Genomic DNA, 23191 nt, shown 5'->3' with positions numbered 1-23191 from the left:
CAAGGGGGGACCACTCATGCTCGCGCAACTTCCACCGGCCTTACAGAATCTTCAGCTACCGCTGCGTCTTCGACTCTGGGATGGCCATGAATTCAACCTGGGTCCCGATCCCAGTGTGACCATCGTGGTGAAGGACCCCACGGTTGTCTCCAAGCTCACCCATCCCACGCTCGATTCATTGGGCGCAGCCTTTGTCGAGGGCAAACTGGAGCTGGAAGGCTCCATCAGCGAAGTGATACGGGTGTGTGATGAATTGAGTCACGCCCTGATCGATGACGACGAGGGGAGTCGTCCGGTGCGCTCGATCCACGACAAGGCCACTGACGCAGCGGCGATTTCCTACCACTACGACCTGTCCAACGAGTTCTACCAGCTGTGGCTGGACCAGGACATGGCGTATTCCTGCGGTTATTTCGAAACCGGCAGCGAGTCCATCGACCAGGCCCAACAAGACAAATTCCGCCATCTGTGCCGCAAGCTGCGCCTGCAGCCGGGCGAGTATCTGCTCGACGTCGGCTGCGGTTGGGGCGGGTTGGCGCGGTATGCCGCGCGGGAGTTCGGCGTCAAAGTATTTGGCATTACCCTGAGCAAGGAGCAGTTGGCGCTGGCCCGGGAACGGGTCAAGGCCGAGGGGCTGGAAGACCAGGTCGACCTGCAACTGCTGGATTACCGCGACCTGCCTCAGGATGGCCGTTTCGACAAAGTGGTCAGCGTGGGGATGTTTGAACACGTCGGCCATGCCAACCTGGCGGAATACTGCAAGACCCTGTACGGCGCGGTACGCGAAGGCGGCCTGGTGATGAACCACGGCATTACCGCCAAGCACACTGACGGTCGACCTGTAGGCCGTGGCGCCGGTGATTTTATCGAACGTTACGTCTTCCCCAACGGCGAGCTGCCGCACCTGGCGATGATGACTGCCGAAATCAGTGAGGTCGGGCTGGAAGTGGTCGATGTCGAAAGCCTGCGCCTGCATTACGCGCGCACCCTGGACCACTGGAGCGAGCGGTTGGAAGACAATCTGGAAGCGGCGGCGAAGATGGTGCCGGACCAGGCGCTGCGTATCTGGCGGCTGTACCTGGCCGGTTGCGCCTATGCGTTCGCCCGCGGCTGGATCAACCTGCACCAGATCCTCGCGGTCAAGCCGCACGCCGATGGCAGCCATGAACTGCCGTGGACGCGGGAAGATATCTACCGCTGAAACACAATCACGACAACTGCGGTGATCTAAATGTGGGAGCGGGCTTGCTCGCGAAAGCGCTTTATCAGTGACTCATCGAGTACTGATGTACCGCCTTCGCGGGCAAGCCCGCTCCCATATGGATCGCGTATTGATCGCTAGAGAATCGGCGAAATAAGCCGCGCCACCCGCATGCCCAGTTGTTGCAGGCGGCGGGTTTCGCGACTTTCTTCCTGGCTGACTTCATGGGCCAGGGCGAAGTCGTCGAGCAGCATCTGTTCCACTTGCTGGGCGAAGGCTTCGTCGACCGTGAGCAGCATCACTTCGAAATTCAACCGGAACGAGCGGTTGTCCATGTTCGCACTGCCGATGGCGCTGATTTCGCTGTCGACCAACACCACCTTCTGATGCAAAAAGCCCGGCGTGTAGCGGAATACACGAACCCCGGCGCGTACCGCTTCGATCGCATACAGGCTGGACGCGGCGTAGACGATGCGGTGGTCGGGGCGCGACGGTAGCAGCAGGCGCACATCCACCCCACGCAGCACCGCCAGGCGCAGCGCGGCAAACACGGCTTCGTCGGGGATGAAATACGGGCTGGTGATCCACACGCGCTCGGTCGCCGCATGGATGGCCTCGACGAAAAACAGCGAGCAGGTTTCATACGGGTCGGCCGGACCGCTGGCGAGCAATTGGCAGAGCACGCCGTCTTCGGGGTAGGCGTCCGGCAGGATCAGCGGCGGCAACTCGCGTGCGGCCCAGAACCAGTCTTCGGCAAACGACTCCTGCAGGCACGCGACCACCGGCCCGGTGACCTGCACATGGGTATCGCGCCACGGCGCCAGCGGCGGCTTTTTGCCGAGGTATTCATCGCCGACGTTATGCCCGCCGACAAACCCGGTGACGCCATCCACCACGACGATCTTGCGGTGGTTGCGGAAGTTGACCTGGAAGCGATTGAGCCAGCCGCTGCGGGTGGCGAAGGCCTTGACCTTGACCCCGGCGTCGCGCAGCGATTGCACATAGTGATGGGGCAGGGCGTGGCTGCCGATGCGGTCGTAGAGCACGTGAATATCCACGCCCTCGGCGGCCTTGGCTGTCAGCAAGGTGTGCAGTTGGCGGCCCAGTTCATCGTCGTGAATGATGAAGAACTGGAACAGCACGGCCGTCTTGGCGCGGCGGATGGCGTCGAAGATCGCGCTAAACGTAGCCTCGCCATTGATCAGCAGGCGCACCTCGTTGTTTGCCAGGCACGGCATACGGCCCAACTTGGGCATGGCGCGCAGCGAGGCGTAGGCGCTGGAGTTGCGCGCGGCCAGGGCTTCCTCGACCCACGGGCGCCAGTTCAGCTCGGTGATCGCGGTGTGCATTTCCTGGTTCGCCTGGCGCCGCGCCTGGATGTAAGCGTCGAAGGTGCTGCGGCCGAAAATCAGGTAGGGAATCAGCGTCAGGTAGGGCATGAACATCAGCGACAAGGCCCAGGCGATCGAGCCTTGGGCGGTCCTGACGGTCAGCACCGCGTGGATCGCGGCGAGGGTCCCGAGAAAGTGCAGCGTGGCGATGAAGTAGGCGAGCAGGTGCGGGCCAAAAAAATCCATGGACGACATGACTCCAGACAATCCAGTGCCTAACAGACCATGAACGGCCGCGAATGTCGCTATTTTATTTGCCGTGCAACACTGGCACTTTTGCGGCGTCTAACGCCCACAATTGCCCAGGAGTTACCCGATGAATGCTCGTCTGCTTGGTTTGGCCATGGTTATTGGTGTGTCGCTGCCCGTGGCGGCGCAGGCGCAGATGCTGGCGCCGGGCTTGTGGGAATTGACCACCAGCAACATGAAAGTCGATAACCAGGACCTGCCGGACCTGTCCTTGATCCTCGGTCAGCTCAAGCAACAGATGACCCCCGAACAACGCGCGATGCTGGAAAAACAAGGCATCACCATGGCCGGCAAAGGCGTGCAGGTGTGCCTCACGCCGGCGCAAGTCGCCTCGGACTCGATCCCGCTGACCGACCCGCAATCGGGCTGCAAACAGGAAGTGACCGACAAGACCGGCAACCAGTGGAAATTCCGCTTCAGCTGCCCCAAAGCCCAGGGCACTGGCGTCGCTACCTTCCAGAGCCAGAAAGAATTCACCACCACCGTCAACGGTACCTTCAATGCCACCGGCATCCAGCAGAAGGGCAGCCTGGACAGTCATGCGCAGTGGCTCGGCAACGATTGCGGTACGGTCAAGCCCCGCGCTTAACGCAGGAAATGCAGCGGCAAGCCCTGGCAGCTGTCGACCACCTGGCCTTTGTGCCAGGCCAGGTGGCCGGACACCAACGTGGTGCTGACGCTGTGGCGAAAGCGCCGCTCTGCAAACGGCGTCCAGCCGCAGCGGGCCAGGATCGGCTCGTCGCTGACCGGCTTGCCTGCAGGCTCGGGTTTGATCAGCACCAGGTCGGCCCAATACCCTTCACGTAAATAACCCCGGTCCGGGATGGCGAACAAGTCGGCAACGCGGTGGCTGGTTTTCGCCACCAGGGTGGTCAACGGCAGCAGCCCGTCGGCGACCAATTCCAACAACGCCGGCAGCGCGTGCTGCACCAGCGGCAGACCCGCTGGCGCGTCCCGGTACCCCAGCTGCTTTTGCGCCCAGGTATGCGGCGCATGGTCAGTGCCAATCACATCCAGGCGATCACTCAACAAGGCCCGGCGCAGGGCGTCGCGGTCGCCGCGGGTCTTGATCGCCGGGTTGCATTTGATCTGGTGGCCAAGGCGGTGATAGTCGCGGTCATCGAACAGCAGGTGGTGCACGCAGACTTCCGCGGTGATGCGCTTTTGCGCCAGGGGCAGGTCTTCAAACAGTTCCAACTCTCGGGCGCTGGTCAGGTGCAGTACGTGCAAGCGCGTACCCAAGCGCCTGGCTAACTCCACGGCAAAGGAAGACGAGCGATAACACGCTTCGGCATCGCGGATCAGCGGGTGGGCAACCGCCGGGATCTTGTTCCCGAAGCGCTCGCGCAGGCGCTGTTCATTGGCCTGGATGCTCGGCGTGTGTTCGCAGTGGGCGAGGAGCAGGGTGGGCACCTCGGCAAACAGTCGCTCCAGAACCTTCGGGTCGTCTACCAGCATGTTGCCGGTGGAGGCGCCCATGAACACTTTAACCCCGGCCACTTCGCGCGGATCGAGCGCGGCAATGGTGTCGAGGTTGTCGTTGCTCACGCCGAAGTGAAAGCCGTAGTTGGCCACCGAGTGCAGGGCCGCGCGGCGCTTTTTATCGGCCAGGGCTTCCAGGGTCAGCGTGGCCGGGTTGGTGTTGGGCATGTCCATGAAACTGGTGATGCCACCGGCCACGGCCGCCCGGGACTCGCTGTAGAAACTGCCTTTGTCCGGTGCGCCAGGCTCGCGGAAATGCACTTGGTCATCGATCATGCCCGGCAGCAGCCACTGGCCTTGGGCGTCAATGGCCACCGGCGCATTGCAGCCCTCGATGCTGGCGGCGATCTTCTCGATGCGGCCGTTGGCAAGCAGTACGTCGGCGTCGAATTCCTGGCCCTCATTCACCAGGCGGGCGTTGCGGATCAGCAGGCGGCTCATGGTTCAGAACTCGTTTTGCAAGGCTTTGTAGCCGCGTACCAGGTCGACGTTGGTACGCGCCACGTCTTCGGAAAACTCCGAGGCGCTGACGCTGACCGGCGGGAATTGCGACAGGTCGGTGTTGGGCCCGATGCGCGTGGTGGAGGGCACGTAAAACGCGGCGGGCAAGTCGCGACCGTCGACCACCGAGTTGTGGCGCACTACGCAGCCATCGCCTACGGCGCAATTGAACAGCACGCTGTTGAAGCCGATGAACACACGGTCGCCGACGGAGCAGGGGCCGTGGACGATGGAGCGGTGTGCGATCGAAGTGAACTCGCCGATGGTCACCGCCGCGCCGGACTTGGAGTGGATGACCACGCCGTCCTGGATGTTCGAGTTGGCGCCGATGGTGATTGGGTCCATCGCGCCGCTGGCGTCGACTTCGTCGGCGCGGATCACGGCGTAGGGGCCGACGAACACGTTCTCACCGATGATGACCTTGCCGCAAATGATTGCGGTCTTGTCGACGTAGGCCGATTCGGCAATCACCGGCAGATCGCCGGAAGGGTTCTTGCGGATCATGCCGCGGGCTCCGTAATGATGTGAACGTAATGACCGTCGATGGCGTTATAGAAACAGGTCGGGCGGCCGGTGTGGCAGGCCGGGCCCTGCTGGTCGACGATCAGCAGCACTGCGTCGCCGTCGCAATCGAGCCGCGCTTCCACCAGCTGTTGCCAGTGGCCGGACGACTCGCCTTTGCGCCACAGCTGCCGGCGCGAGCGCGACCAGTAGCAGACTTGTCCGGTGGCCAGGGTTTCGGTGAGGGCCTGGCGGTTCATCCAGGCCAGCATCAATACCTCGCCGCTGCCGTGTTGCTGGGCAATGGCGGCAATCAGCCCATCGCTGTTCCACGCCAAGGCATCGAGCACCGAGTCGAGTGGAAAGCGGCTGCCGAGGGCAGCCTCTTCCAGTTCGAGCATGCTCACGGTCATGGCTTGCCCAGGGCGGCGCACAGGGTGTTGAGGTTGTATTCGAACAGCCCGGTGAAGGTGCTGGCCGGGCCTTCGGCGGCCAGGGCATCGGAGTACAGCGTGCCGCCGATCTGCGCGCCGCTTTCGTCAGCGATCTGCTTGAGCAGGCGCGAGTCCTTGATGTTTTCCATGAACACCGCCTTGACCTTGTCTTTGCGGATCTGGGTGATCAGCGCAGCGACTTCGGCAGCCGACGGTTCACGCTCGGTGGACAAGCCTTGGGGCGCGAGGAACTCGATGCCATAGGCCTGGCCCAGGTAACCGAAGGCGTCATGGGAGGTGACGATGCGACGGTTGCCCGGCGGCAGTGCGCCGAACTTGGTCTTGGCTTCGGCCAGCAGGCGGTAGATTTCTTTCAGGTAGGCCTGGCTGTTGCGCAGGTAGTCGGCCTTGTTGGCCGGGTCGGCGGCGACCAAGGCCTTGGTGATGTTGTTCACGTAGATTTCGGCGTTGGCCAGGTTGTGCCAGGCGTGCGGGTCGGGGATGGTTTCGCCGTCTTCTTCCATGGTGTGGGAAATCACGCCCTTGCTGGCGGTGACCACGGTGGCCTTGGTTTCGGTGCTGGTCACCAGGCGGTCCAGCCAGGGTTCGAAGCCCAGGCCGTTCTTGATGATCAGCCTGGCCTTGAGCAGCGCCTTGGCGTCGTCCGGGGTGGGCTCGTAGGTGTGGGCGTCGGAATCCGGGCCGACCATGTTGCTGATCTGGATGTGATCGCCACCGATCTGGTGGGTGATGTCATCGAGAATACTGAAACTGGTAACCACCTGGAGTTTGTCAGCGGCCTGGGCCGTCGATAACGACAGCACCAGACTGAACAGCACGAGTAAAGCGCGCATCGGGAAACACCTCATTGGGATGACAGCAAGGGCGGGCGGCGCAGCAAGCCGTGCACCGGACCGAAGACCACGGACAGCAAATACCCGACGCCAGCCACCAGCACGATCGCCGGGCCGCTGGGCAGCGAGTAGTAGAACGACAGCAGCAAGCCAAACCACACCGACAGGCATCCCAGCACTGCCGATACCGCGATCAGCACCGGCAGGCGCCGGCTCCAGAAACGTGAAGCGATGGCCGGCAACATCATCAAACCCACCACCATCAACGCGCCGATAGCCTGGAAGCCGATCACCAGGTTCAGTACCACCAGGGTCAGGAACAACCCGTGGGCGAGCGGGCCGAGGCGGCTGACGGTTTGCAGGAACAGCGGGTCGAGGGTGTCCAGCAGCAGCGGTTTGTAGATCAGCGCCATGGCGAGCAGGCTGAAACCGGAGACCCAGAGCATGCCGGTCAGGGTGGTTTCATCCACCGCCAGGGCGGAGCCGAACAGCAGGTGCAAAAGGTCCAGGCGCTTGCCGGCGATACCCAGGATCAGCACCCCGGCGGCGAGCGAGATCGGGTAGATGGCGGCGAGGCTGGCGTCTTCGCGCAGGCCGGTGCGGCGGGTGATCCACGCCGACAGGCCGGCCATGCCCAGGCCTGCGCCGAGGCCGCCGATGGTCAGCGCGGGAAGGCTCAGGCCAGCGAACCAGAAGCCCAGCGCGGCGCCGGGCAGGATGCCGTGGGCGACGGCGTCACCGATCAGGCTCATGCGCCGCAGGATCAGAAACACCCCCAGCGGCGCGGTGCTGCAAGCCAGTACCAGGCCGCCGATCAAGGCGCGACGCATGAACACGAAGTCGAGGAAGGGCATCCACAGGTGGGCGGCGAAGTGCATCAAGCCACCTGCATGTGCGGTTGCGGGCGGATCAGCTCTTTACTGGCCCCGAACACGCAGCCGGTGCTCTTGATCTGCACAACTTGCTGAGTGTGGTGGCGCACGGAGGCGAGGTCGTGACAAACGATCACCACAGTGCGGCCTTCATCGTGCCAGGCGTGCACATGTTTCCAGCACAGCGCCTGGCCTTCTTCGTCGAGGGCGGCGTGGGGTTCGTCGAGCAGCAACACTGGCGCTTCGGCCAGGCTCATGCGAGCGAGCAGGGCGCGTTGCAGTTCACCACCCGACAAGGCCATCAACGGGCGATGTTCAAGGCCGCTGAGGCACCAGTCTTCGAGTACTGCTTGCAGGCGTTCGCTGCGTTGCGGCGGCGTAAGCCGGGTGCCCCAGAAACCGGCGGCAACCAACTCTTGCAGGCTGATGGGGAACTGGCGGTCGAGGTGCTGTTGCTGAGGCAGAAACGACAGGCCGCCGCGGCGTGGAACATCCACGATGACTTTACCGGCGAGCGGTTTTTGCAGGCCGGCGATGACTTTGAGCAAGCTGCTCTTGCCGGTGCCGTTGGCGCCGATGATGCCGGTGAGGCTGCCTTTTTCCAGGGTGAAATCCACCGCCGGCGTCAGCGGTTGGCCGGGGGCGCCCCAGCGCAAAGCGGTGCAGGTGATCATGCAGAGGGTCTCGTCCAGCGGCTTTCAGCCACGGCATCGTGCGCGTGCAGGCTTTCGGCGTGGATCACTTTCAGGTGGAAGGCGTTGATGGCATCCGAGCGCTTCAAGGCGAGGTTCAGGCGGCGGGCTGCGTCTTCGCAGAACATCAGGTTCTGCCCGTTGGCCAGGGCGAAGGCTTGTTCGTCCGCGCGTTTTACAGCGGTTTGTACGGCGGTGCCGAGGGCCGCCTCGACGTCGTCGATCAGCGCGGTGATGGGCAGGTCGGGCTGTTGGCCGTCCAGCTCGATCAACAGCTGCGCAGTGCTGCGTTGGCTGTGGGGCGTGGCAACAATGCCGTTGGCGCTGCCGAGCCAGGTGAGGACGTCTTCATGTTGCAAAGGCGTGTTGCCGAAATCTTCAACAAATTGCTGCTGAATCAATTGCCTGGCGAGGGCAGCCGAGCAAGGGCAAGTTGAGGAATAAGTAACGTCAATTTTTAGTTCCACGTGGAACATCTGGTTTTGCAGACGCGCTTCGACGCTCATCGGATAGCTTTTCCAGCCGGCCAGCGGGCTGACCAACGCCGGGCGTTTGAGCAGCAAATCGGTGTGGATCCGCAGGTAGGCGTTCTTAGATAAACCTTCATGACTGTCGAGAAAACGCTGCAGTACATTACGCAGAAGTGCCGGCGTAAGGGGCTGCTGCTCGAGCATCTCCAACGCCAGGTACAGGCGTGACATATGAATGCCACGGGCGGCGCCATCGTCCAGGCTCACGCCGGCATCGGCGGTGGCGGCCAGGCGATGGCCGTCGATGAGGATCGGCAAGGCGATACCGCACATACCGACCCAGTCGAGTGGCAAGGCTTGGCGTGAAGCCTGCGCGGCGATATCCGGCAGAGTCAGCGCATTCATGAGCAGGTCCATCGTTGGAAATAAAAAGACATGTTATATTATAACTATTGAGTCGACGATGATTTTTCTGCTCCAGCCTTTTTTCAGTCATGTCGAGCAGGGACGCTCCTTCATTTGCGGTATTTTTCATGCACAGACGTCAGCTCCTAAACCTGCTTCTGGCCAGCCCGCTGTTCACCTTGCCTTTCACCGCGTCGGCCACGCAGATTCGCAATGCGCGCCTGTGGCGCTCGGACGACAAGCTACGGCTGGTGTTCGACCTCAGTGGGCCGGTGCAATACAAGACCTTTTCGCTGAGCGCACCCGAGCGCCTGATCATTGATCTCAGCGGCGCGGGGCTCAGTGGGGATTTCTCCCAGTTGATGCTCAAGGGCAGCGGGATCACGTCGATTCGCTCCGGGCATTTCGGCAAGGGCGATACGCGGATCGTGCTCGACCTGGCCGCGCCGATGCAGCTCAACAGCTTTTTGTTGCCGCCCCAGGACGGCCAAGGGCACCGGCTGGTGCTGGACCTGACCGGCGCCACCCATGCGCCGCGCCAGATCGCGGCGCAGCCTGCGCCGTTGGTGGCGCCGGTGGACAAGGCTCATCCCAAGCGCGACATCATCGTGGTGGTCGACCCCGGCCACGGCGGCAAGGACCCCGGCGCCGTCGGCTCCAAAGGCCAGCGTGAGAAAGACGTGGTGCTGTCCATCGCCCAGCTGTTGGCCAAGCGGCTGAAGCGCGAGAAGGGCTTCGATGTGAAGCTGGTGCGCAATGACGACTTTTTCGTGCCGCTGCGCAAGCGCGTGGAAATTGCCCACAAGCACAACGCCGACATGTTCATCTCGGTGCACGCGGATGCCGCACCACGGATTACCGCGTCGGGCGCTTCGGTGTATGCCTTGTCCGAAGGCGGCGCCACGTCCGCGACCGCGCGCTTCATGGCGCAACGTGAAAACGGCGCCGACCTGCTCGGCGCCACCAGCCTGCTGAACCTCAAGGACAAGGACCCGATGCTGGCCGGGGTGATCCTGGACATGTCGATGAACGCCACCATCGCTTCCAGCCTGCAACTGGGCAACTCGATCCTGGGCAGCCTGGAAGGCATCACCTCGTTGCATCAGAAACGTGTAGAGCAGGCCGGCTTCGCGGTGCTCAAGTCACCAGACGTGCCGTCGATCCTGGTGGAAACCGGGTTCATCTCGAATGCGCGGGACAGTGCGCGACTGGTCACCGCGCGTCATCAACAGGCGGTTGCCGATGGCCTGTTCGAAGGTTTGAAGAAGTACTTCCAGAAGAACCCGCCGATGAACAGCTACATGGCCTGGGTGCAGGAACAGAAGGATGCCCAGGCCTAGCAGCCGGTTATCCGGCTGCAGGTGAACTTGGCGCTGGCGCCACCCGAACTGGAGAACCGGTTGAGGGTGGTCCAGCCCACGCGCCGTGTGTAGCCGACCCACGCCTCACCGTCCGAGGCCAATCCGGTAAAGAACGTCAGCTGCCCATAGCGGCTGTTGGTCTGTGCCCAATAGCGTTTGCCGATCACCTCGAAGCCGCGCAGGTACGTGGTGCTGCCGACCGTTGCCACGCTGTAGGCATTGCCCAGCGGGTCGATACACGCCAGCAGGTTGGCGCTGCGCGTGCAGTTGGCCAGCAGGCTCGGTGTCTGCGCGCAGGCCGAGCTTGCCGCTGCCAATAACAGGGCGCACCACAGATATTTCATAGGGCTTCTCGGGGCAGGGAGGGTTCCAGCATTGCGCCCTTCGTCGTGACGAGCAAGGGGGATTGGCTTATTTGCATTGTTATACTATAACATTAAACCACAGCCTGACCCGTGAACCGCTCCCCATGACTGAACAAGACCTCCTGGCCCAGCCACCCGCCGACTACATGAATGAAGCCCAGCAAGGCTTCTTCCGTGCGCTGTTGCTGGCCCAGCGCAATGAACTGCAAGCGCGTATCGATGCCGAGTTCCAGCAGCTGCGCGAGCAGGAAACCAACAGCGACCCCGCCGATGTGGGCAGCGCCGAAGAGCAGCGCCAGTGGCAACTGCGCCTGCTGGAGCGGGAAAAAAAGCTCCTGGACAAGATCGACGACGCCCTCGAACTGCTGGCCCGTGGCGAATACGGCTGGTGCCGCGAAACGGGCGAGCCCATCGGCCTGCAACGCCTGCTGCTGCGTCCTACCGCCACCCTGTGTATCGAAGCCAAAGAACGTGAAGAGCTGCGCGAACGCCATAAACGGGCGATTTGACCGGCCACCCTGATGAGGACTACCTGATGCCCAATCGTCTCCCCGTTACCGTGTTGTCCGGCTTTCTCGGCGCCGGTAAAAGCACGCTGCTCAATTACGTCCTGCGCAACCGCGACAACCTGCGCGTGGCGGTGATCGTCAATGACATGAGCGAAATCAATATCGACGGCAGCGAGGTGCAGCGCGACGTCACCCTCAACCGGTCCGAAGAAAAACTGGTGGAGATGAGCAACGGCTGCATCTGCTGCACCTTGCGCGAAGACTTGCTCGAGGAGGTCGGAAAACTCGCTAAGGAAGGTCGCTTCGATTACCTGCTGATCGAATCCACCGGCATTTCCGAACCGTTGCCCGTGGCCGAAACGTTCACCTTCCGCGACGAAGACGAGCAAAGCCTGGCCGACATTGCGCGCCTGGACACCATGGTCACCGTGGTTGATGGCATGAATTTCCTGCTCGACTACCAGGCCGCCGAAAGCCTGGCTTCACGCGGCGAAACCCTTGGCGAGGAAGACGAGCGCTCGATCACCGACCTGCTGATCGAGCAGATCGAATTCGCCGACGTGATCCTGATCAGCAAGATCGACCTGATCAGCAGCCGTGAGCGCGAGGAGCTGATGGCGATTCTCGAGCGCCTGAACGCCCAGGCGGAAATCATCCCGATGGTCATGGGCGAAGTGCCGCTGCACAAGATCCTCAATACCGGCCGTTTCGACTTCGAACGTGCAGCGCAGGCCCCGGGGTGGCTGCAGGAACTGCGCGGTGAGCATGTGCCGGAAACCGAAGAGTACGGCATCGCCTCCACCGCCTATCGCGCGCGCCGTCCGTTGCATCCGCAGCGCTTTTTCGACTTTATCGACCGCCCATGGGTCAACGGCAAACTGCTGCGCTCCAAGGGTTTCTTCTGGCTGGCCAGCAAGCACCAGGATGCGGGCAGCTGGTCCCAGGCCGGCGGCCTGATGCGGCACGGCTTTGCCGGTCGCTGGTGGCGCTTCGTGCCAAAAAGCCAGTGGCCCCAGGACGAAGAAAGCGTCGCGGCGATCATGGGTAACTGGCAATTGAGCACTGGCGATTGCCGTCAGGAACTGGTGTTTATCGGGCAGAACATCGACTTCGCGCGCCTGCGTGCCGAGCTCGATGCCTGCTTGCTCACCGACGCAGAAATGGCCTTGGGCGTCGACGGTTGGCGCTTGCTGGACGATCCCTTTGGCCCTTGGTATGACGAGGCGGCCGCCTGATGCTGGCCCCGGTTATTCCCCTGCGCCCGGTGATCCGCCAGACCCGCGGCGAAACCCCGCTGGCGCTGTCCGACATCCTCGAAGACGGCGTCAACCTGGCGCTGTGGCAGCGCCAGTTGCCGCTGCACATTGCCGAGTTCGGCGCGTTGCTGGTGGCGCTCAATGAGCCGTTGGCCGATTCGCTGGTCGTGGAGTTGAGCCGCGAAGACGCCGCGCCGAACTTGCAGGGCCTGGCGTCCAGTTGTCGCGATCTTGAAGGCTATGAAGGTTTTATCGCTGATGTGGCGTGGCTGGTCAGCGCGTTTGCCTGCCTGCTGGGTGCCAAGCGAATCGGTGTGCGCCTGCGCCTGTTGGACAAGGCCATGTGCCCGCGCTTTCACGTGGACCATGTGCCGGTGCGGCTGATCACCACCTATGCCGGGATCGGCAGCCAATGGTTGCGCGAAGGTGTGATGGACCGTCGCCTGCTGAGCCGACCGGAGGCCGAGCCTACCGAGCGAATCGAGCAGATTCACTGCGGCGAAGTAGCCTTGCTCAAGGGCACGAAATGGCATGGCAATGAAGGTCATGGCCTGATCCATCGCTCGCCCGCCCTGAAGGCGGATGAACGCCGCTTGATCCTGACGCTGGATTGGCTGGCATAACCGCGTAGGATCTAGCGTTCTACACGGTCTGAATGAAGCGTCTCATGCTGCAGAACATTCCCACCCACGTGATTGCCGGGCCCTTGGGCGCCGGCAAGACCAGCCTGATCAAGCACCTGCTCGCGCAACGCCCGGCCAACGAGCGTTGGGCGGTATTGATCAACGAGTTCGGGCAGATCGGCCTGGACGCTGCGCTGCTGACCCAGGATGACGACGGCATTGCCTTGGGCGAAGTCGCCGGTGGCTGCTTGTGCTGTGTGAATGGTGCACCGTTCCAGGTAGGCCTGGGCCGGCTGCTGCGTAAGGCCAAGCCGGACCGGCTGTTTATCGAGCCCTCGGGCCTGGGGCACCCGGCGCAGTTGCTCAAGCAATTGCGCCAGGCGCCGTGGCAGAACGTGCTGGCGGTTCAGCCCTGCGTGCTGGTACTCGATGCCCAAGCCCTGGCGGCGGGTAAACCGTTGCCTCCCGCGCAGCAGGAAACACTGGCCAGTGCCGGGCTATTGGTATTGAACAAGGATGAGACGCTGGATGCCGTGCAGCGCCAGGCTGTCGAACGGCAGTTGCCGAATTGCCCGGTGTACTGGACCCGCCAGGCCCAGTTGCCACTGCAGCAGCTACCCGGATTAAGCGCACTGGCCGCCGCCGCGGTGGATAACTTCGCTGTGCCCGAGGGGCTCGCGCAACTGCCGGCGATCTGGAGCGATCCCACGCTGCCGATTTGCTTGAGCCAGGCCCAGGAAGGCGGTTGGAGTATTGGCTGGCGCTGGCACCCGAGTCAGCAATTCGATGCCGTGAGGGTATCCGGATGGCTGGAAAGCCTGGAATGGCGCCGCGCCAAGCTGGTTATCCACAGCGCCGAAGGCTGGATGTCCGCCAACGCCGTGGATAACGCTTCGCTTGCCTGGCAACCCAGTGAATGGCGCCGCGACTCGCGGATCGAATTGATTTTCAGCGCACCACAGGACGTGGCCGCGTTGCAGATGGCGCTCGCGGCCTGCCGTCAGTGACGATTCTTGGCCGCGTGGTCCTCGCGCCATTGGCTCAGCTCGATCACATTGGCACTGGGCAGTGGGGTCTTGATCTCGAACGGGTAGGGCGCCAGTTCGATCTGCGCGCTTTGGGCGCCGAACTGGGTGATCGTCCCCGGATGGCGGGTCTCGCCGGTCACGGTGAATTCGAAATTGTAGATGCGCGCCAGGCGTCGCCGACCATTGGCATCCTTCACAAAACCGATGCGCTTGAGCGCCACCGCACCGTCGAGCAGCTCGATATCGAGCTTGGCGCAATGCTGCTTGACCCGTTCCAGCGCCCGCTCGCGCAGGCCGTGGTTGTGCCACACCCAGGCGGCAGCGGTCGCCAGCAGCATCAACACGAAGATGTTTCCCAGGGTCAGCATGCAAAGAACTCCAACAAAGTGAGAGCAGCTTAACTGTGTCGCCGCTCTGTCGTACAGGCTGCGTTTAGTCGCATACTGCGCGGCCAGAATTTCAATGGCTTTACGGAAATCTCCCGCATGAAACGCACACCTCATCTGCTTGCGATCCAGTCTCATGTGGTCTTTGGCCACGCCGGAAACAGCGCTGCCGTGTTCCCCATGCAGCGGGTCGGGGTGAATGTCTGGCCGCTGAACACTGTGCAGTTCTCCAACCACACCCAGTATGGCCAATGGGCGGGAGAAGTGTTGGCGCCGCAGCAGATTCCGGCGCTGGTGGAAGGCATTGCCGCGATCGGCGAGCTGGGCAACTGCGACGCGGTATTGTCCGGTTACCTGGGCAGTGCGGACCAGGGGCGCGCGATCCTCACCGGTGTGGCGCGCATCAAGGCCATCAACCCCAAGGCCCTGTACCTGTGCGACCCGGTGATGGGGCATCCGGAAAAAGGCTGCATCGTGCCGCAGGAAGTCAGCGATTTCCTGCTGGAAGAAGCGGCGGCGATGGCCGACTTCCTGTGCCCCAACCAGCTGGAGCTGGACAGTTTTGCCGGGCGCAAGCCGCAATCACTGTTCGATTGCCTGGCCATGGCCAAGGCGTTGCTGGCGCGCGGGCCGAAGGCGGTACTGGTCAAGCACCTGGATTACCCCGGCAAGTTGCCGGATGGCTTCGAGATGCTGCTGGTGACCGCTGATAGCAGCTGGCACTTGCGCCGGCCGCTGCTGGCGTTTCCGCGCCAACCGGTGGGCGTCGGCGACTTGACCTCCGGGCTGTTCCTGGCGCGTGTGCTGCTCGGCGACAGCCTGCTGGCGGCCTTCGAGTTCACGGCGGCGGCAGTGCATGAAGTGCTGCTCGAAACCCAGGCCTGCGCCAGTTACGAACTGGAACTGGTGCGCGCCCAGGACCGCATCGCCCATCCGCGTGTACGTTTCGAGGCCACGCCCATTGGGTTGTAGGCCTCCGCCGAATTGAGCCAGGCCAAGAGCGTCCGGTACTATCGGGCGCTTCTTATCCCCCTGTGCTTTTCAAGGAAGATCCATGTCGCCATCCCTTAGGGTTTTTTCCGCGCTCAGCCTGGCCTCGCTGCTCAGTGCCTGCAGTGTCAACGGCAGCTACCCGGACGCCACCGAACCTGATGCGGCGAAGCTGCGCTTTATCTCCAACACACAGAACTCCACGCTCGACCTCTTCGATGCGCAGCACTGCGCAGGCCGTACCACCGGCATGCTCAACAACTTCATGATGGCCGATACCCGCCGCCGCGCCGACATGAGCGTGCCGCCGCCAGCGAAAACCCGTGGCCTGCTGGAGGTGAAGTTGCCCGCCGGCCAGCCGCTTTTCGTGCGACTCAATACCAACGGCGGCTCCTACGTATGCGCCAAGGCGTTCAATTTCACGCCCGAAGCCGGCAAGGAATATGAAGTAACCTTCGACGTCGATGGGAGCAACTGCATTACCACGTTCCGGCGCCTGTCACGGTTCAATGGCAAAGACGCGCGCACGCCACTGCCAATGTTCGAAACGCCGTTGCTGGCATGCGCCGGCAGCACGCCGATGTTCCCCAGGCAGCTGCCCGAAACCGCCCAGCGCACAGCGTTGATCAACACCATCGTCGACACCAACGTGCAGTTGTTCAAAATGATGAACCCTGACACCCCGGCCGAAGCACCGACGACCGCCAAAGCCCTTGAGGAGCAGATTGCCAAGCGCAAGGTGGCGATGGGATCGTTTACGTTGCCGCAGGATTACTGGGCGCAATATCGCCAGAACTACGCACTGTTGAATGAAGAGGCTGCAGCCCAGCAGACACGCACGCTGGGGTTCTACAAGGAAGTTTATCGCTTCCGGCTCACGCTTATCGAGGACGCGGTGCTGCAACAGTGGCTGAACCCGACGGACCTCGCCACGCGCGAGCGGGTCAAGGCCAACGACAAGATGATGACCACGTACTACACCAATACACGCACGTCAGTGATGATCGAGGTGCTCAACCATCACATGGAGCGCATGAGCCAGTTGGACCAGCGCTTTGATGTCTGTGCCCACTATGACAAGTGCTGGCACCTGTAGGCATGGGCGCGCTCGCGCTTACTAGGCGTCTGCCTTGATCTCCTGGTAGCGCTTCTCCAGCTCCTGGCGAATCTGCCGACGCTGCTGGGCCTGCACGAACCGGCGCTTGTCTTCGCTATTGTGGGGCTGCAGTGGCGGCACGGCGGCGGGTTTGCGCTGGTCGTCCACGGCCACCATGGTGAAGAAGCAGCTGTTGGTATGGCGCACCGAGCGTTCGCGGATGTTCTCGGTGACCACCTTGATGCCCACTTCCATCGACGTGTTGCCGGTGTAGTTGACCGAGGCGAGGAAGGTCACCAATTCGCCGACATGGATCGGCTCGCGAAAAATCACCTGGTCGACCGACAACGTGACCACATAGCGACCGGCATAACGGCTCGCGCAGGCGTAGGCCACTTCGTCGAGGTACTTGAGCAGGGTGCCGCCGTGGACATTGCCTGAGAAGTTGGCCATGTCAGGGGTCATCAATACCGTCATCGACAGCTGGGCGTTTCCGGGTTCCATAGCACACTCACGGGTTGTAGGCATTGGTTGGGGGGCACCTCTGCGGGTGCTGGAATCTTTGCAGCGCCATCCTTTACGGGACGCCGGTGGGCGCCTTGCCGTCACGCGTGCACCGATCTGTTTCCATATATTGCACCGGCTTTCCGGCGGAAGTCGCGGTGTTAACCTTCAAAAGCCCATCTCAGGGCATTTCTTACGATCAAGGCAGACTCTTCCTCTCGCTCTTTGCGACCGTTCAAAGGCGCGGACGGATGCAGGAAGAGCGCCAGTACCTTCAAGGAGCCCCTCGCCATGCACGCCATCAGCTTTATCCAGGACCTGGCCGTGATCATGTTGGTGGCCGGGGTTGTCACCATCCTGTTTCACCGCCTCAAGCAACCCGTGGTGCTGGGGTACATCGTCGCCGGCTTCATCATCGGCCCCCATACGCCGCCCTTCGGCCTGATCCACGACGAAGACACCATCAAGACCCTCGCCGAGCTGGGGGTGATCTTCCTGATGTTCTGCCTGGGCCTGGAATTCAGCCTGCGCAAGCTGTTCAAGGTCGGTGCCACGGCGTTCATCGCGGCGTTCCTGGAAATCATCCTGATGATCTGGATCGGCTACGAGATCGGTCGCTGGTTCGACTGGAATACCATGGACTCGCTGTTCCTCGGCGCAATCCTGGCGATCTCCTCGACCACCATCATCGTCAAGGCGCTCAATGACCTGAAGATGAAGAACCAGCGCTTCGCCCAGCTGATTTTTGGCGTGCTGATCGTGGAAGACATCCTCGGGATCGGCATCATTGCCTTGCTGTCGAGCATCGCCGTCAGTGGCACGGTCAGCTCCGGCGAGGTGTTCTCCACGGTCGGCAAGCTCTCGCTGTTCATGATCGTCGCACTGGTCATCGGCATTTTGCTGGTGCCGCGCCTGCTGGCCTACGTGGCCAAGTTTGAAAGCAACGAGATGCTGCTGATCACCGTACTCGGCCTGTGTTTCGGCTTCTGTCTGCTGGTGGTCAAGCTGGAGTACAGCATGGTGCTGGGCGCGTTCCTGATTGGCGCGATCATGGCCGAATCGCGTCAGTTGATTAAGATCGAACGCCTGATCGAGCCGGTTCGCGACATGTTCAGCGCCATCTTCTTCGTCGCCATTGGCTTGATGATCGACCCGCAGATCCTGCTGCAATACGCCTGGCCGATTGCGGTAATCACCGTGGCGGTGGTGCTGGGCAAGATGCTGTCCTGCGGCCTGGGCGCGTTTATCGCCGGCAATGATGGCCGGACCTCACTGCGCGTAGGCATGGGGCTGTCACAGATTGGCGAGTTTTCCTTCATCATCGCCGCGCTTGGGATGACCTTGCAGGTGACCAGCGACTTCCTGTACCCGGTGGCGGTTGCCGTTTCGGCGATCACCACGTTGCTCACGCCGTACCTGATTCGCGGTGCCGACCCGTTGTCGTTGAAGATTGCCGCCGTGATGCCCAAGCGCATGAGCCGGGTGTTTGGCCTGTATGGCGAGTGGCTGCGCAGTATCCAGCCGCAGGGTGAGGGCGCGATGCTGGCGTCGATGATTCGCAAGATTATCCTGCAAGTGGGGGTGAACCTGGCGCTGGTGGTGGCGATCTTCTTCGCCGGCAGTTACTTCGCGGCGCGCATTGGCGGGTATCTGGAGGGGTGGATCAGTGATCCGAGCTGGCAGAAGGCATTGATCTGGGGTGGGGCGCTGCTGTTGTCGCTGCCGTTCCTGATTGCGGCTTACCGCAAGCTCAAGGCGTTGTCGATGTTGCTGGCAGAGATGAGCGTGAAGCCGGAAATGGCCGGGCGGCACACCCAGCGTGTACGACGCGTGATCGCCGAGCTGATCCCGCTGTTGTCGCTGCTGGTGATCTTCCTGCTATTGGCGGCCTTGTCGGCCAGCATTCTGCCGACCAACAAGTTGCTGGTGCTGATCGCCGTCGTCACGGCTGCGGTGGCGGCCGTGCTCTGGCGGTGGTTCATCCGCGTGCATACGCGCATGCAGGTCGCCTTGCTGGAGACCCTGGATAACCACAAGGACACGCCGGAGCATTAAGAGCAACGGTGGCGAGCGAGCTTGCGCTGGGCTGCGCAGCAGCCCTGAACAGTGACCTCGCCACAAAGCCTTGTGGGATCAGCTTTCCAGCCAGACGTCCCGCGCCCAGTGCCACACCGATTCCCAGGTTTCTTCGGTGACGAGTTCTTCTTCGCCGGACCACAGCACCACGGTGCCATCTTCTTCGACGCAGTAGTAGTCGTCACCGTCCTGGCAGATCGGGATCATGCTGCGATCAACGCCGGCATCCCAGGCGTTGGCGGCCACGTCGGGCAGGTAGGTGTGGGATTGCGGATCAGTGACGGTCACCGGCTCCAGGCTGCCGTAGACCACGTCGCTGACGGTCAGCAGGAATTCGCGGAACACAAACGGGATGTCGATGAACAGTTGTTCCTCGATTTCCACCAGTTGGTCTTCGTCAGGCAGTTCCAGAGGAACCGGGACCGGTTCGTTGGCTTCACGCAATTGTTCGATGATTTCTTCCACGGCCGGGATCCTCTTGCTAGATGGCGCGGTTTATAGGGGCGTTTTATACAGTAGCTCGCTATAAGTGCAACCGTGAAATAGAAAACCCCGGACAGGTCCGGGGTTTTTTGTTACGGCTTGCTCAAGCGCGCGGGTATCAGCCGTTCTGGCGGATACCGGCGACCAGCCAAGGCTGGTTGTCGCCTTGGGCGCGTTCCATGTTCCAGCTTTCGCTGAACACTTCGCCCTGGTCGAAACGCGAGGTCTTCGACACACCGCTGAAGGTCAGGGTGGCGATGGTCTTGTCGGCGCGATCATCCACACCTTCCAGCTGTACGCGCAGGTCGTCGATGTAGGTCGACTGGAAGGCGTCGCCCAGGTCGGCGCGTTCGCGCTTGAGGAACTCCAGCAGTTGTGGGGTCACGAACTCGGAGATCTTGTCCATTTCGTTGGCGTCCCAGTGCTGCTGCAGGGACTGGAAGTGGCTGCGGGCCGCTTCGACGAAACGCTCTTCGTTGAACCACGCCGGGGCGTTGATCACCGGACGGGCGGCGGCAGGCGCGGCCGAACCACCGAAGATCGAACCCATGGCTGGCTTCTGCTCGAACACTTCACGCTGCATCGGCGCGCCGGCTGGAGCCAGGTGCTCCTGCTGCTTGCGTCGACGGGCGGCGATGAAGCGGAAGATCACAAAGGCGATGACCGCCAGGATCAGGATGTCGAAGATCTGCATGCCCTGGAAGCCGCCGCCCATGAACATGGAAGCGAGCAGGCCACCGGCCGCGATACCGGCCAGAGGGCCCAACCAGCGCGAAGCACCGCCGGCCTTGGCCGCGGCGCCAGCAGCACCGGCTGCGCCTGCGGTGGCGGCTGCACCGCCCATGCCGCCGGCGGAAGGAGCCATTTGGCTGGTCTGGTGAGTCGGTGCCGAGCCCATGCTTTTGCCGCCACCGAAGCGCTTGGCGTTGGCGTCGATGCTCATCGTCAGGCCGATGCACAACGCCATGGCGATGCTAAGAAAACGTTTCATAAAGGGAATTCCCATTTGTGGATTGCACGCGCGCCATGTTGCACAGGTGTAGTGACAGTGGCTAGCGACATAATGTTTCGGGCTTTTGCGTAAGACCGAATCAGAATGGTCTGTAGGACTTAATACAGATATTGGCCCGTGCAGGTGAAATACAAGGGAGGGTCACAATTCTTCACATTGTAGGAGCCGGCTTGTCGAGTCGTCGCCCGCAGCGATGGCGGTCTTAGGACCGCCATCGCCAGCAAGCCGGCTCCTACAAAGGGGAGGGTGTCAGATGGCCTCGAGCTTCGCGTAGCCCATCATCAGCCATTTGCTGCCTTCAGCGAAGTTCACCTGTACCCGTGCCTGGGCGCCGGCGCCTTCGAAGTTGAGGATCACGCCTTCGCCGAAAATCGCATGCTTGACCTGTTGGCCCAGGCTGAACGGGGTTTCCGGGATTTCGGAACCGGCAAACAGACTGCTGGAGTTCTGCTGCTGGCCACCACCGAACGGGCGGCTGACGCTGTTGGACAGGCGCACTTCCTGGATCAGCCCCTTCGGCACCTCACGGACGAAACGCGACACCTTGTTGTAGGTCTCGCTGCCGTACAGGCGTCGGGTCTCGGCGTAGGTCATCACCAGGTTCTGCATCGCCCGGGTAATGCCCACGTAGGCCAGGCGGCGTTCCTCCTCAAGGCGGCCAGGCTCTTCCAGGCTCATCTTGTGCGGGAACAGGCCTTCTTCCATGCCCACCAGGAACACGTAGGGGAATTCCAGGCCCTTGGCGCTGTGCAGGGTCATCAGCTGGATGCTGTCTTCATGCTCATCGGCCTGGGTATCGCCGGCTTCCAGCGAGGCATGGCCGAGGAAGGCCGCGAGCGGGGTCAGCTCTTCGTCTTCCTCGGTGTTCTCGAACGCACGCGCGGCGCTGACCAGTTCCTCAAGGTTTTCTACCCGGGCCTGGCCTTTCTCGCCTTTTTCCGCTTCGTGGTAGGCGATCAACCCGGATTGCTCGATTACGGTCTGGGTCATCAAGTGCAGGGGCATTTCCGAGCACTTGGCGGCGAGGTTCTCAATCAGTTCGACAAACACGCCCAGTGCCCCGGCAGCGCGGCCGGTCAGGCCTTTATTGGCGATCAGTAAGCGCATGGCTTCCCACATCGAAACATCGGCGTGGCGGGCGTGGTCGCGGATCGCTTCCACGGTTTTTTCGCCGATGCCGCGGGCCGGGATGTTGATCACCCGCTCCAGCGCCGCGTCGTTGCCACGGCCTTCGAGCAGGCGCAGGTAGGCCATGGCGTTCTTGATTTCGGCTCGCTCGAAGAAGCGCTGGCCGCCATAGATGCGGTACGGGATGCGCTCGCGCAGCAAGGCTTCTTCCAGCACCCGCGACTGGGCGTTGGAGCGGTACAGAATCGCGATATCGCTGCGCGCCAGGCCGGTCTTCAACGCGCTTTCGATGGTTTCCACCACGTAGCGCGCTTCATCGTGCTCGTTGAACGCGGCGTACAGGTTGATCGCCTCGCCTTCGCCGCCGTCGGTCCACAGCTCTTTGCCCAGGCGCCCGGTGTTATTAGCGATCAGGGCGTTGGCGGCCTTGAGGATGCCGGCGGTGGAGCGGTAGTTCTGCTCCAGGCGGATGGTGACCGCGTCCGGGAAGTCTTCGGAATACTGGTAAATGTTCTCGATTTTCGCGCCACGCCAGCCATAGATCGACTGGTCGTCATCGCCCACCACCATCAAGCTGTCGCCGCCCTTGGCCAGCAGGCGCAACCAGGCGTACTGCACGGCGTTGGTGTCCTGGAACTCGTCCACCAGGATATGCCGGAAGCGTTTCTGGTAATGGGCCAGCAAGCCTGGGTTGTCGCGCCACAGGTCGAGGGCGCGCAGCAGCAGTTCGGAGAAGTCGATAACGCCGGCCCGCGCGCAGGCGGCCTCGTAGGCTTCATAGATGCTGCGCATGGTGGCCAGGAACAGGTCGCCGCTGGCCTGGATATGTTGCGGGCGCAGGCCTTCGTCTTTCTGGCCGTTGATGAACCATTGCGCTTGCCGCGCTGGCCAACGCTGTTCGTCGAGGCCCAGCTCGCGGATCACGCGCTTGACCAGGCGTTGCTGGTCATCGCTGTCGAGGATCTGGAAGGTCTGGACCAGGCCCGCTTCCTGCCAGTGCGCCCGCAACAGGCGGTGCGCCAGGCCGTGGAAGGTGCCCACCCACATGCCGGCCGGGCTGATGCCCATCAACTGCTCGATGCGATGGCGCATCTCGGCAGCGGCCTTGTTGGTGAACGTCACCGACAGGATGGAGTGCGGCGACGCGTTCTCGACCTGGATCAACCAGGCGATACGGTGCACCAGCACTCGGGTTTTACCGGAGCCAGCACCGGCCAGGACCAACTGACGGCCAACGGGGGCGGCTACGGCCTGGCGTTGGGCATCGTTGAGGGAGTTCAGCAAAAGGGAGAGATCATCGCGCATCGGCGCATTCTAGGGTG

The 23191-nt window shown here is 62.3% G+C and carries 24 protein-coding genes; 10 read left to right on the top strand and 14 right to left on the bottom strand.

Annotated elements, in window-relative coordinates; all coding sequences use genetic code 11:
• The first annotated feature begins 16 nt into the window (after positions 1-16).
• Entirely contained in the window at positions 17-1201 is a 1185-nt protein-coding gene (cfaB, locus tag NTD80_RS15815) for a C17 cyclopropane fatty acid synthase CfaB (RefSeq protein ID WP_106805595.1), read from the top strand.
• 137 nt (positions 1202-1338) lie between these two features.
• Here cfaB and cls read toward each other — a convergent pair whose 3' ends face one another.
• Entirely contained in the window at positions 1339-2778 is a 1440-nt protein-coding gene (cls, locus tag NTD80_RS15810) for a cardiolipin synthase (RefSeq protein ID WP_065902633.1), read from the bottom strand.
• Between the two features lie 130 nt (positions 2779-2908).
• On the opposite strand from cls, the gene NTD80_RS15805 reads away from it, so the two are divergent.
• Positions 2909-3430, top strand: a complete 522-nt coding sequence (locus tag NTD80_RS15805; protein WP_065902631.1) for a DUF3617 domain-containing protein — start codon at positions 2909-2911, stop codon at positions 3428-3430.
• Here NTD80_RS15805 and NTD80_RS15800 read toward each other — a convergent pair.
• From NTD80_RS15800 to folE2, 7 genes are read right to left on the bottom strand one after another with little or no spacing between them, the layout of a single operon-like run.
• Complete coding sequence (locus NTD80_RS15800) at positions 3427-4764, bottom strand: dihydroorotase (RefSeq protein WP_262134245.1); 1338 nt, start codon at positions 4762-4764, stop codon at positions 3427-3429. The two genes, NTD80_RS15805 and NTD80_RS15800, sit on opposite strands and share 4 nt — an antisense overlap.
• A gap of 3 nt (positions 4765-4767) precedes the next feature.
• A complete protein-coding gene (locus NTD80_RS15795; protein WP_048721911.1) occupies positions 4768-5328 on the bottom strand; it encodes a DapH/DapD/GlmU-related protein in 561 nt (186 codons plus the stop codon).
• Positions 5325-5738 (bottom strand): phosphoribosyl-AMP cyclohydrolase, encoded by a 414-nt coding sequence (gene hisI, locus NTD80_RS15790; RefSeq protein WP_262134244.1) that lies wholly within the window; start codon positions 5736-5738, stop codon positions 5325-5327. Before hisI ends, NTD80_RS15795 begins: the two co-directional genes overlap by 4 nt.
• Complete coding sequence (locus tag NTD80_RS15785) at positions 5735-6613, bottom strand: metal ABC transporter substrate-binding protein (RefSeq protein ID WP_120450584.1); 879 nt, start codon at positions 6611-6613, stop codon at positions 5735-5737. Before NTD80_RS15785 ends, hisI begins: the two co-directional genes overlap by 4 nt.
• Positions 6614-6624: 11 nt before the next feature.
• Positions 6625-7491 carry a metal ABC transporter permease gene (locus tag NTD80_RS15780; protein ID WP_065902624.1) on the bottom strand — a complete coding sequence of 289 codons (867 nt, stop codon included), beginning with the start codon at positions 7489-7491 and terminating at the stop codon, positions 6625-6627.
• Positions 7491-8159, bottom strand: coding sequence for a metal ABC transporter ATP-binding protein (locus tag NTD80_RS15775; protein ID WP_262134243.1), 669 nt, complete (start codon positions 8157-8159; stop codon positions 7491-7493). Before NTD80_RS15775 ends, NTD80_RS15780 begins: the two co-directional genes overlap by 1 nt.
• Positions 8156-9052, bottom strand: a complete 897-nt coding sequence (gene folE2, locus NTD80_RS15770; RefSeq protein ID WP_262134242.1) for a GTP cyclohydrolase FolE2 — start codon at positions 9050-9052, stop codon at positions 8156-8158. Before folE2 ends, NTD80_RS15775 begins: the two co-directional genes overlap by 4 nt.
• A 128-nt stretch (positions 9053-9180) precedes the next feature.
• On the opposite strand from folE2, the gene NTD80_RS15765 reads away from it, so the two are divergent.
• Positions 9181-10392 carry an N-acetylmuramoyl-L-alanine amidase gene (locus tag NTD80_RS15765; protein WP_106802248.1) on the top strand — a complete coding sequence of 404 codons (1212 nt, stop codon included), beginning with the start codon at positions 9181-9183 and terminating at the stop codon, positions 10390-10392.
• On the opposite strand, the gene NTD80_RS15760 is transcribed toward NTD80_RS15765, so the two are convergent.
• Positions 10389-10757, bottom strand: a complete 369-nt coding sequence (locus tag NTD80_RS15760) for a glutamine synthetase (RefSeq protein ID WP_262134241.1) — start codon at positions 10755-10757, stop codon at positions 10389-10391. The genes NTD80_RS15765 and NTD80_RS15760 overlap by 4 nt on opposite strands.
• Before the next feature lie 125 nt (positions 10758-10882).
• Here NTD80_RS15760 and dksA point away from each other — a divergent pair, with 125 nt between their 5' ends.
• Genes dksA through NTD80_RS15740 form a run of 4 tightly spaced genes read left to right on the top strand, consistent with a single transcriptional unit; the run spans position 10883 to position 14173 of the window.
• Positions 10883-11287, top strand: coding sequence for an RNA polymerase-binding protein DksA (dksA, locus tag NTD80_RS15755; protein WP_262134240.1), 405 nt, complete (start codon positions 10883-10885; stop codon positions 11285-11287).
• 26 nt (positions 11288-11313) lie between these two features.
• On the top strand, positions 11314-12522 hold the full coding sequence (zigA, locus tag NTD80_RS15750) for a zinc metallochaperone GTPase ZigA (RefSeq protein ID WP_262134239.1): 1209 nt from the start codon (positions 11314-11316) through the stop codon (positions 12520-12522).
• Complete coding sequence (locus NTD80_RS15745) at positions 12522-13166, top strand: DUF1826 domain-containing protein (RefSeq protein ID WP_213551855.1); 645 nt, start codon at positions 12522-12524, stop codon at positions 13164-13166. Before zigA ends, NTD80_RS15745 begins: the two co-directional genes overlap by 1 nt.
• A gap of 44 nt (positions 13167-13210) precedes the next feature.
• On the top strand, positions 13211-14173 hold the full coding sequence (locus NTD80_RS15740; RefSeq protein ID WP_262134238.1) for a CobW family GTP-binding protein: 963 nt from the start codon (positions 13211-13213) through the stop codon (positions 14171-14173).
• Here NTD80_RS15740 and NTD80_RS15735 read toward each other — a convergent pair.
• Positions 14167-14562, bottom strand: coding sequence for a DUF3301 domain-containing protein (locus tag NTD80_RS15735; RefSeq protein ID WP_262134237.1), 396 nt, complete (start codon positions 14560-14562; stop codon positions 14167-14169). The two genes, NTD80_RS15740 and NTD80_RS15735, sit on opposite strands and share 7 nt — an antisense overlap.
• A gap of 117 nt (positions 14563-14679) precedes the next feature.
• On the opposite strand from NTD80_RS15735, the gene pdxY reads away from it, so the two are divergent.
• Positions 14680-15552, top strand: a complete 873-nt coding sequence (gene pdxY / locus NTD80_RS15730; RefSeq protein WP_262134236.1) for a pyridoxal kinase PdxY — start codon at positions 14680-14682, stop codon at positions 15550-15552.
• 82 nt (positions 15553-15634) lie between these two features.
• Positions 15635-16666, top strand: a complete 1032-nt coding sequence (locus NTD80_RS15725; RefSeq protein WP_065902605.1) for a hypothetical protein — start codon at positions 15635-15637, stop codon at positions 16664-16666.
• A 21-nt stretch (positions 16667-16687) separates the two neighbouring features.
• Here the strand turns inward: NTD80_RS15725 and NTD80_RS15720 are convergent, their stop codons facing one another.
• Positions 16688-17170, bottom strand: a complete 483-nt coding sequence (locus tag NTD80_RS15720) for an acyl-CoA thioesterase (protein ID WP_065902603.1) — start codon at positions 17168-17170, stop codon at positions 16688-16690.
• A gap of 291 nt (positions 17171-17461) precedes the next feature.
• Between NTD80_RS15720 and NTD80_RS15715 the strand changes: the two genes are divergently transcribed.
• The gene (locus NTD80_RS15715) at positions 17462-19225 is read left to right on the top strand and encodes a cation:proton antiporter (protein WP_262134235.1); all 1764 of its coding nucleotides are present in this window, start codon (positions 17462-17464) and stop codon (positions 19223-19225) included.
• 78 nt (positions 19226-19303) lie between these two features.
• Here NTD80_RS15715 and NTD80_RS15710 read toward each other — a convergent pair whose 3' ends face one another.
• The 3 genes from NTD80_RS15710 to uvrD all read right to left on the bottom strand — a co-directional run bounded on the left by NTD80_RS15710 (position 19304) and on the right by uvrD (position 23174).
• Positions 19304-19711, bottom strand: coding sequence for an SMI1/KNR4 family protein (locus tag NTD80_RS15710; protein ID WP_017739032.1), 408 nt, complete (start codon positions 19709-19711; stop codon positions 19304-19306).
• Between the two features lie 136 nt (positions 19712-19847).
• A complete protein-coding gene (locus NTD80_RS15705; RefSeq protein WP_262134234.1) occupies positions 19848-20720 on the bottom strand; it encodes a Tim44 domain-containing protein in 873 nt (290 codons plus the stop codon).
• Positions 20721-20990: 270 nt separating this feature from the next.
• On the bottom strand, positions 20991-23174 hold the full coding sequence (gene uvrD / locus NTD80_RS15700) for a DNA helicase II (RefSeq protein WP_106802256.1): 2184 nt from the start codon (positions 23172-23174) through the stop codon (positions 20991-20993).
• Positions 23175-23191: the final 17 nt, after the last annotated feature.

Origin of the sequence: Pseudomonas sp. 13B_2.1_Bac1 (genome assembly GCF_025466155.1) — a bacterium.
Taxonomy (GTDB): Bacteria; Pseudomonadota; Gammaproteobacteria; order Pseudomonadales; family Pseudomonadaceae; genus Aquipseudomonas; species Aquipseudomonas aylmerensis.
This window is presented reverse-complemented; position numbering and strand designations above follow the sequence as displayed.

What these genes read in the sequence shown, in the direction of transcription:
- cfaB (WP_106805595.1), top strand. Translation starts at nt 17, where the DNA reads ATGCTCGCGCAACTTCCACCGGCCTTACAGAATCTTCAGCTACCGCTG.
- cls (WP_065902633.1), bottom strand. Translation starts at nt 2,778, where the DNA reads ATGGATTTTTTTGGCCCGCACCTGCTCGCCTACTTCATCGCCACGCTG.
- NTD80_RS15805 (WP_065902631.1), top strand. Translation starts at nt 2,909, where the DNA reads ATGAATGCTCGTCTGCTTGGTTTGGCCATGGTTATTGGTGTGTCGCTG.
- NTD80_RS15800 (WP_262134245.1), bottom strand. Translation starts at nt 4,764, where the DNA reads ATGAGCCGCCTGCTGATCCGCAACGCCCGCCTGGTGAATGAGGGCCAG.
- NTD80_RS15795 (WP_048721911.1), bottom strand. Translation starts at nt 5,328, where the DNA reads ATGATCCGCAAGAACCCTTCCGGCGATCTGCCGGTGATTGCCGAATCG.
- hisI (WP_262134244.1), bottom strand. Translation starts at nt 5,738, where the DNA reads ATGACCGTGAGCATGCTCGAACTGGAAGAGGCTGCCCTCGGCAGCCGC.
- NTD80_RS15785 (WP_120450584.1), bottom strand. Translation starts at nt 6,613, where the DNA reads ATGCGCGCTTTACTCGTGCTGTTCAGTCTGGTGCTGTCGTTATCGACG.
- NTD80_RS15780 (WP_065902624.1), bottom strand. Translation starts at nt 7,491, where the DNA reads ATGCACTTCGCCGCCCACCTGTGGATGCCCTTCCTCGACTTCGTGTTC.
- NTD80_RS15775 (WP_262134243.1), bottom strand. Translation starts at nt 8,159, where the DNA reads ATGATCACCTGCACCGCTTTGCGCTGGGGCGCCCCCGGCCAACCGCTG.
- folE2 (WP_262134242.1), bottom strand. Translation starts at nt 9,052, where the DNA reads ATGAATGCGCTGACTCTGCCGGATATCGCCGCGCAGGCTTCACGCCAA.
- NTD80_RS15765 (WP_106802248.1), top strand. Translation starts at nt 9,181, where the DNA reads ATGCACAGACGTCAGCTCCTAAACCTGCTTCTGGCCAGCCCGCTGTTC.
- NTD80_RS15760 (WP_262134241.1), bottom strand. Translation starts at nt 10,757, where the DNA reads ATGAAATATCTGTGGTGCGCCCTGTTATTGGCAGCGGCAAGCTCGGCC.
- dksA (WP_262134240.1), top strand. Translation starts at nt 10,883, where the DNA reads ATGACTGAACAAGACCTCCTGGCCCAGCCACCCGCCGACTACATGAAT.
- zigA (WP_262134239.1), top strand. Translation starts at nt 11,314, where the DNA reads ATGCCCAATCGTCTCCCCGTTACCGTGTTGTCCGGCTTTCTCGGCGCC.
- NTD80_RS15745 (WP_213551855.1), top strand. Translation starts at nt 12,522, where the DNA reads ATGCTGGCCCCGGTTATTCCCCTGCGCCCGGTGATCCGCCAGACCCGC.
- NTD80_RS15740 (WP_262134238.1), top strand. Translation starts at nt 13,211, where the DNA reads ATGCTGCAGAACATTCCCACCCACGTGATTGCCGGGCCCTTGGGCGCC.
- NTD80_RS15735 (WP_262134237.1), bottom strand. Translation starts at nt 14,562, where the DNA reads ATGCTGACCCTGGGAAACATCTTCGTGTTGATGCTGCTGGCGACCGCT.
- pdxY (WP_262134236.1), top strand. Translation starts at nt 14,680, where the DNA reads ATGAAACGCACACCTCATCTGCTTGCGATCCAGTCTCATGTGGTCTTT.
- NTD80_RS15725 (WP_065902605.1), top strand. Translation starts at nt 15,635, where the DNA reads ATGTCGCCATCCCTTAGGGTTTTTTCCGCGCTCAGCCTGGCCTCGCTG.
- NTD80_RS15720 (WP_065902603.1), bottom strand. Translation starts at nt 17,170, where the DNA reads ATGGAACCCGGAAACGCCCAGCTGTCGATGACGGTATTGATGACCCCT.
- NTD80_RS15715 (WP_262134235.1), top strand. Translation starts at nt 17,462, where the DNA reads ATGCACGCCATCAGCTTTATCCAGGACCTGGCCGTGATCATGTTGGTG.
- NTD80_RS15705 (WP_262134234.1), bottom strand. Translation starts at nt 20,720, where the DNA reads ATGAAACGTTTTCTTAGCATCGCCATGGCGTTGTGCATCGGCCTGACG.
- uvrD (WP_106802256.1), bottom strand. Translation starts at nt 23,174, where the DNA reads ATGCGCGATGATCTCTCCCTTTTGCTGAACTCCCTCAACGATGCCCAA.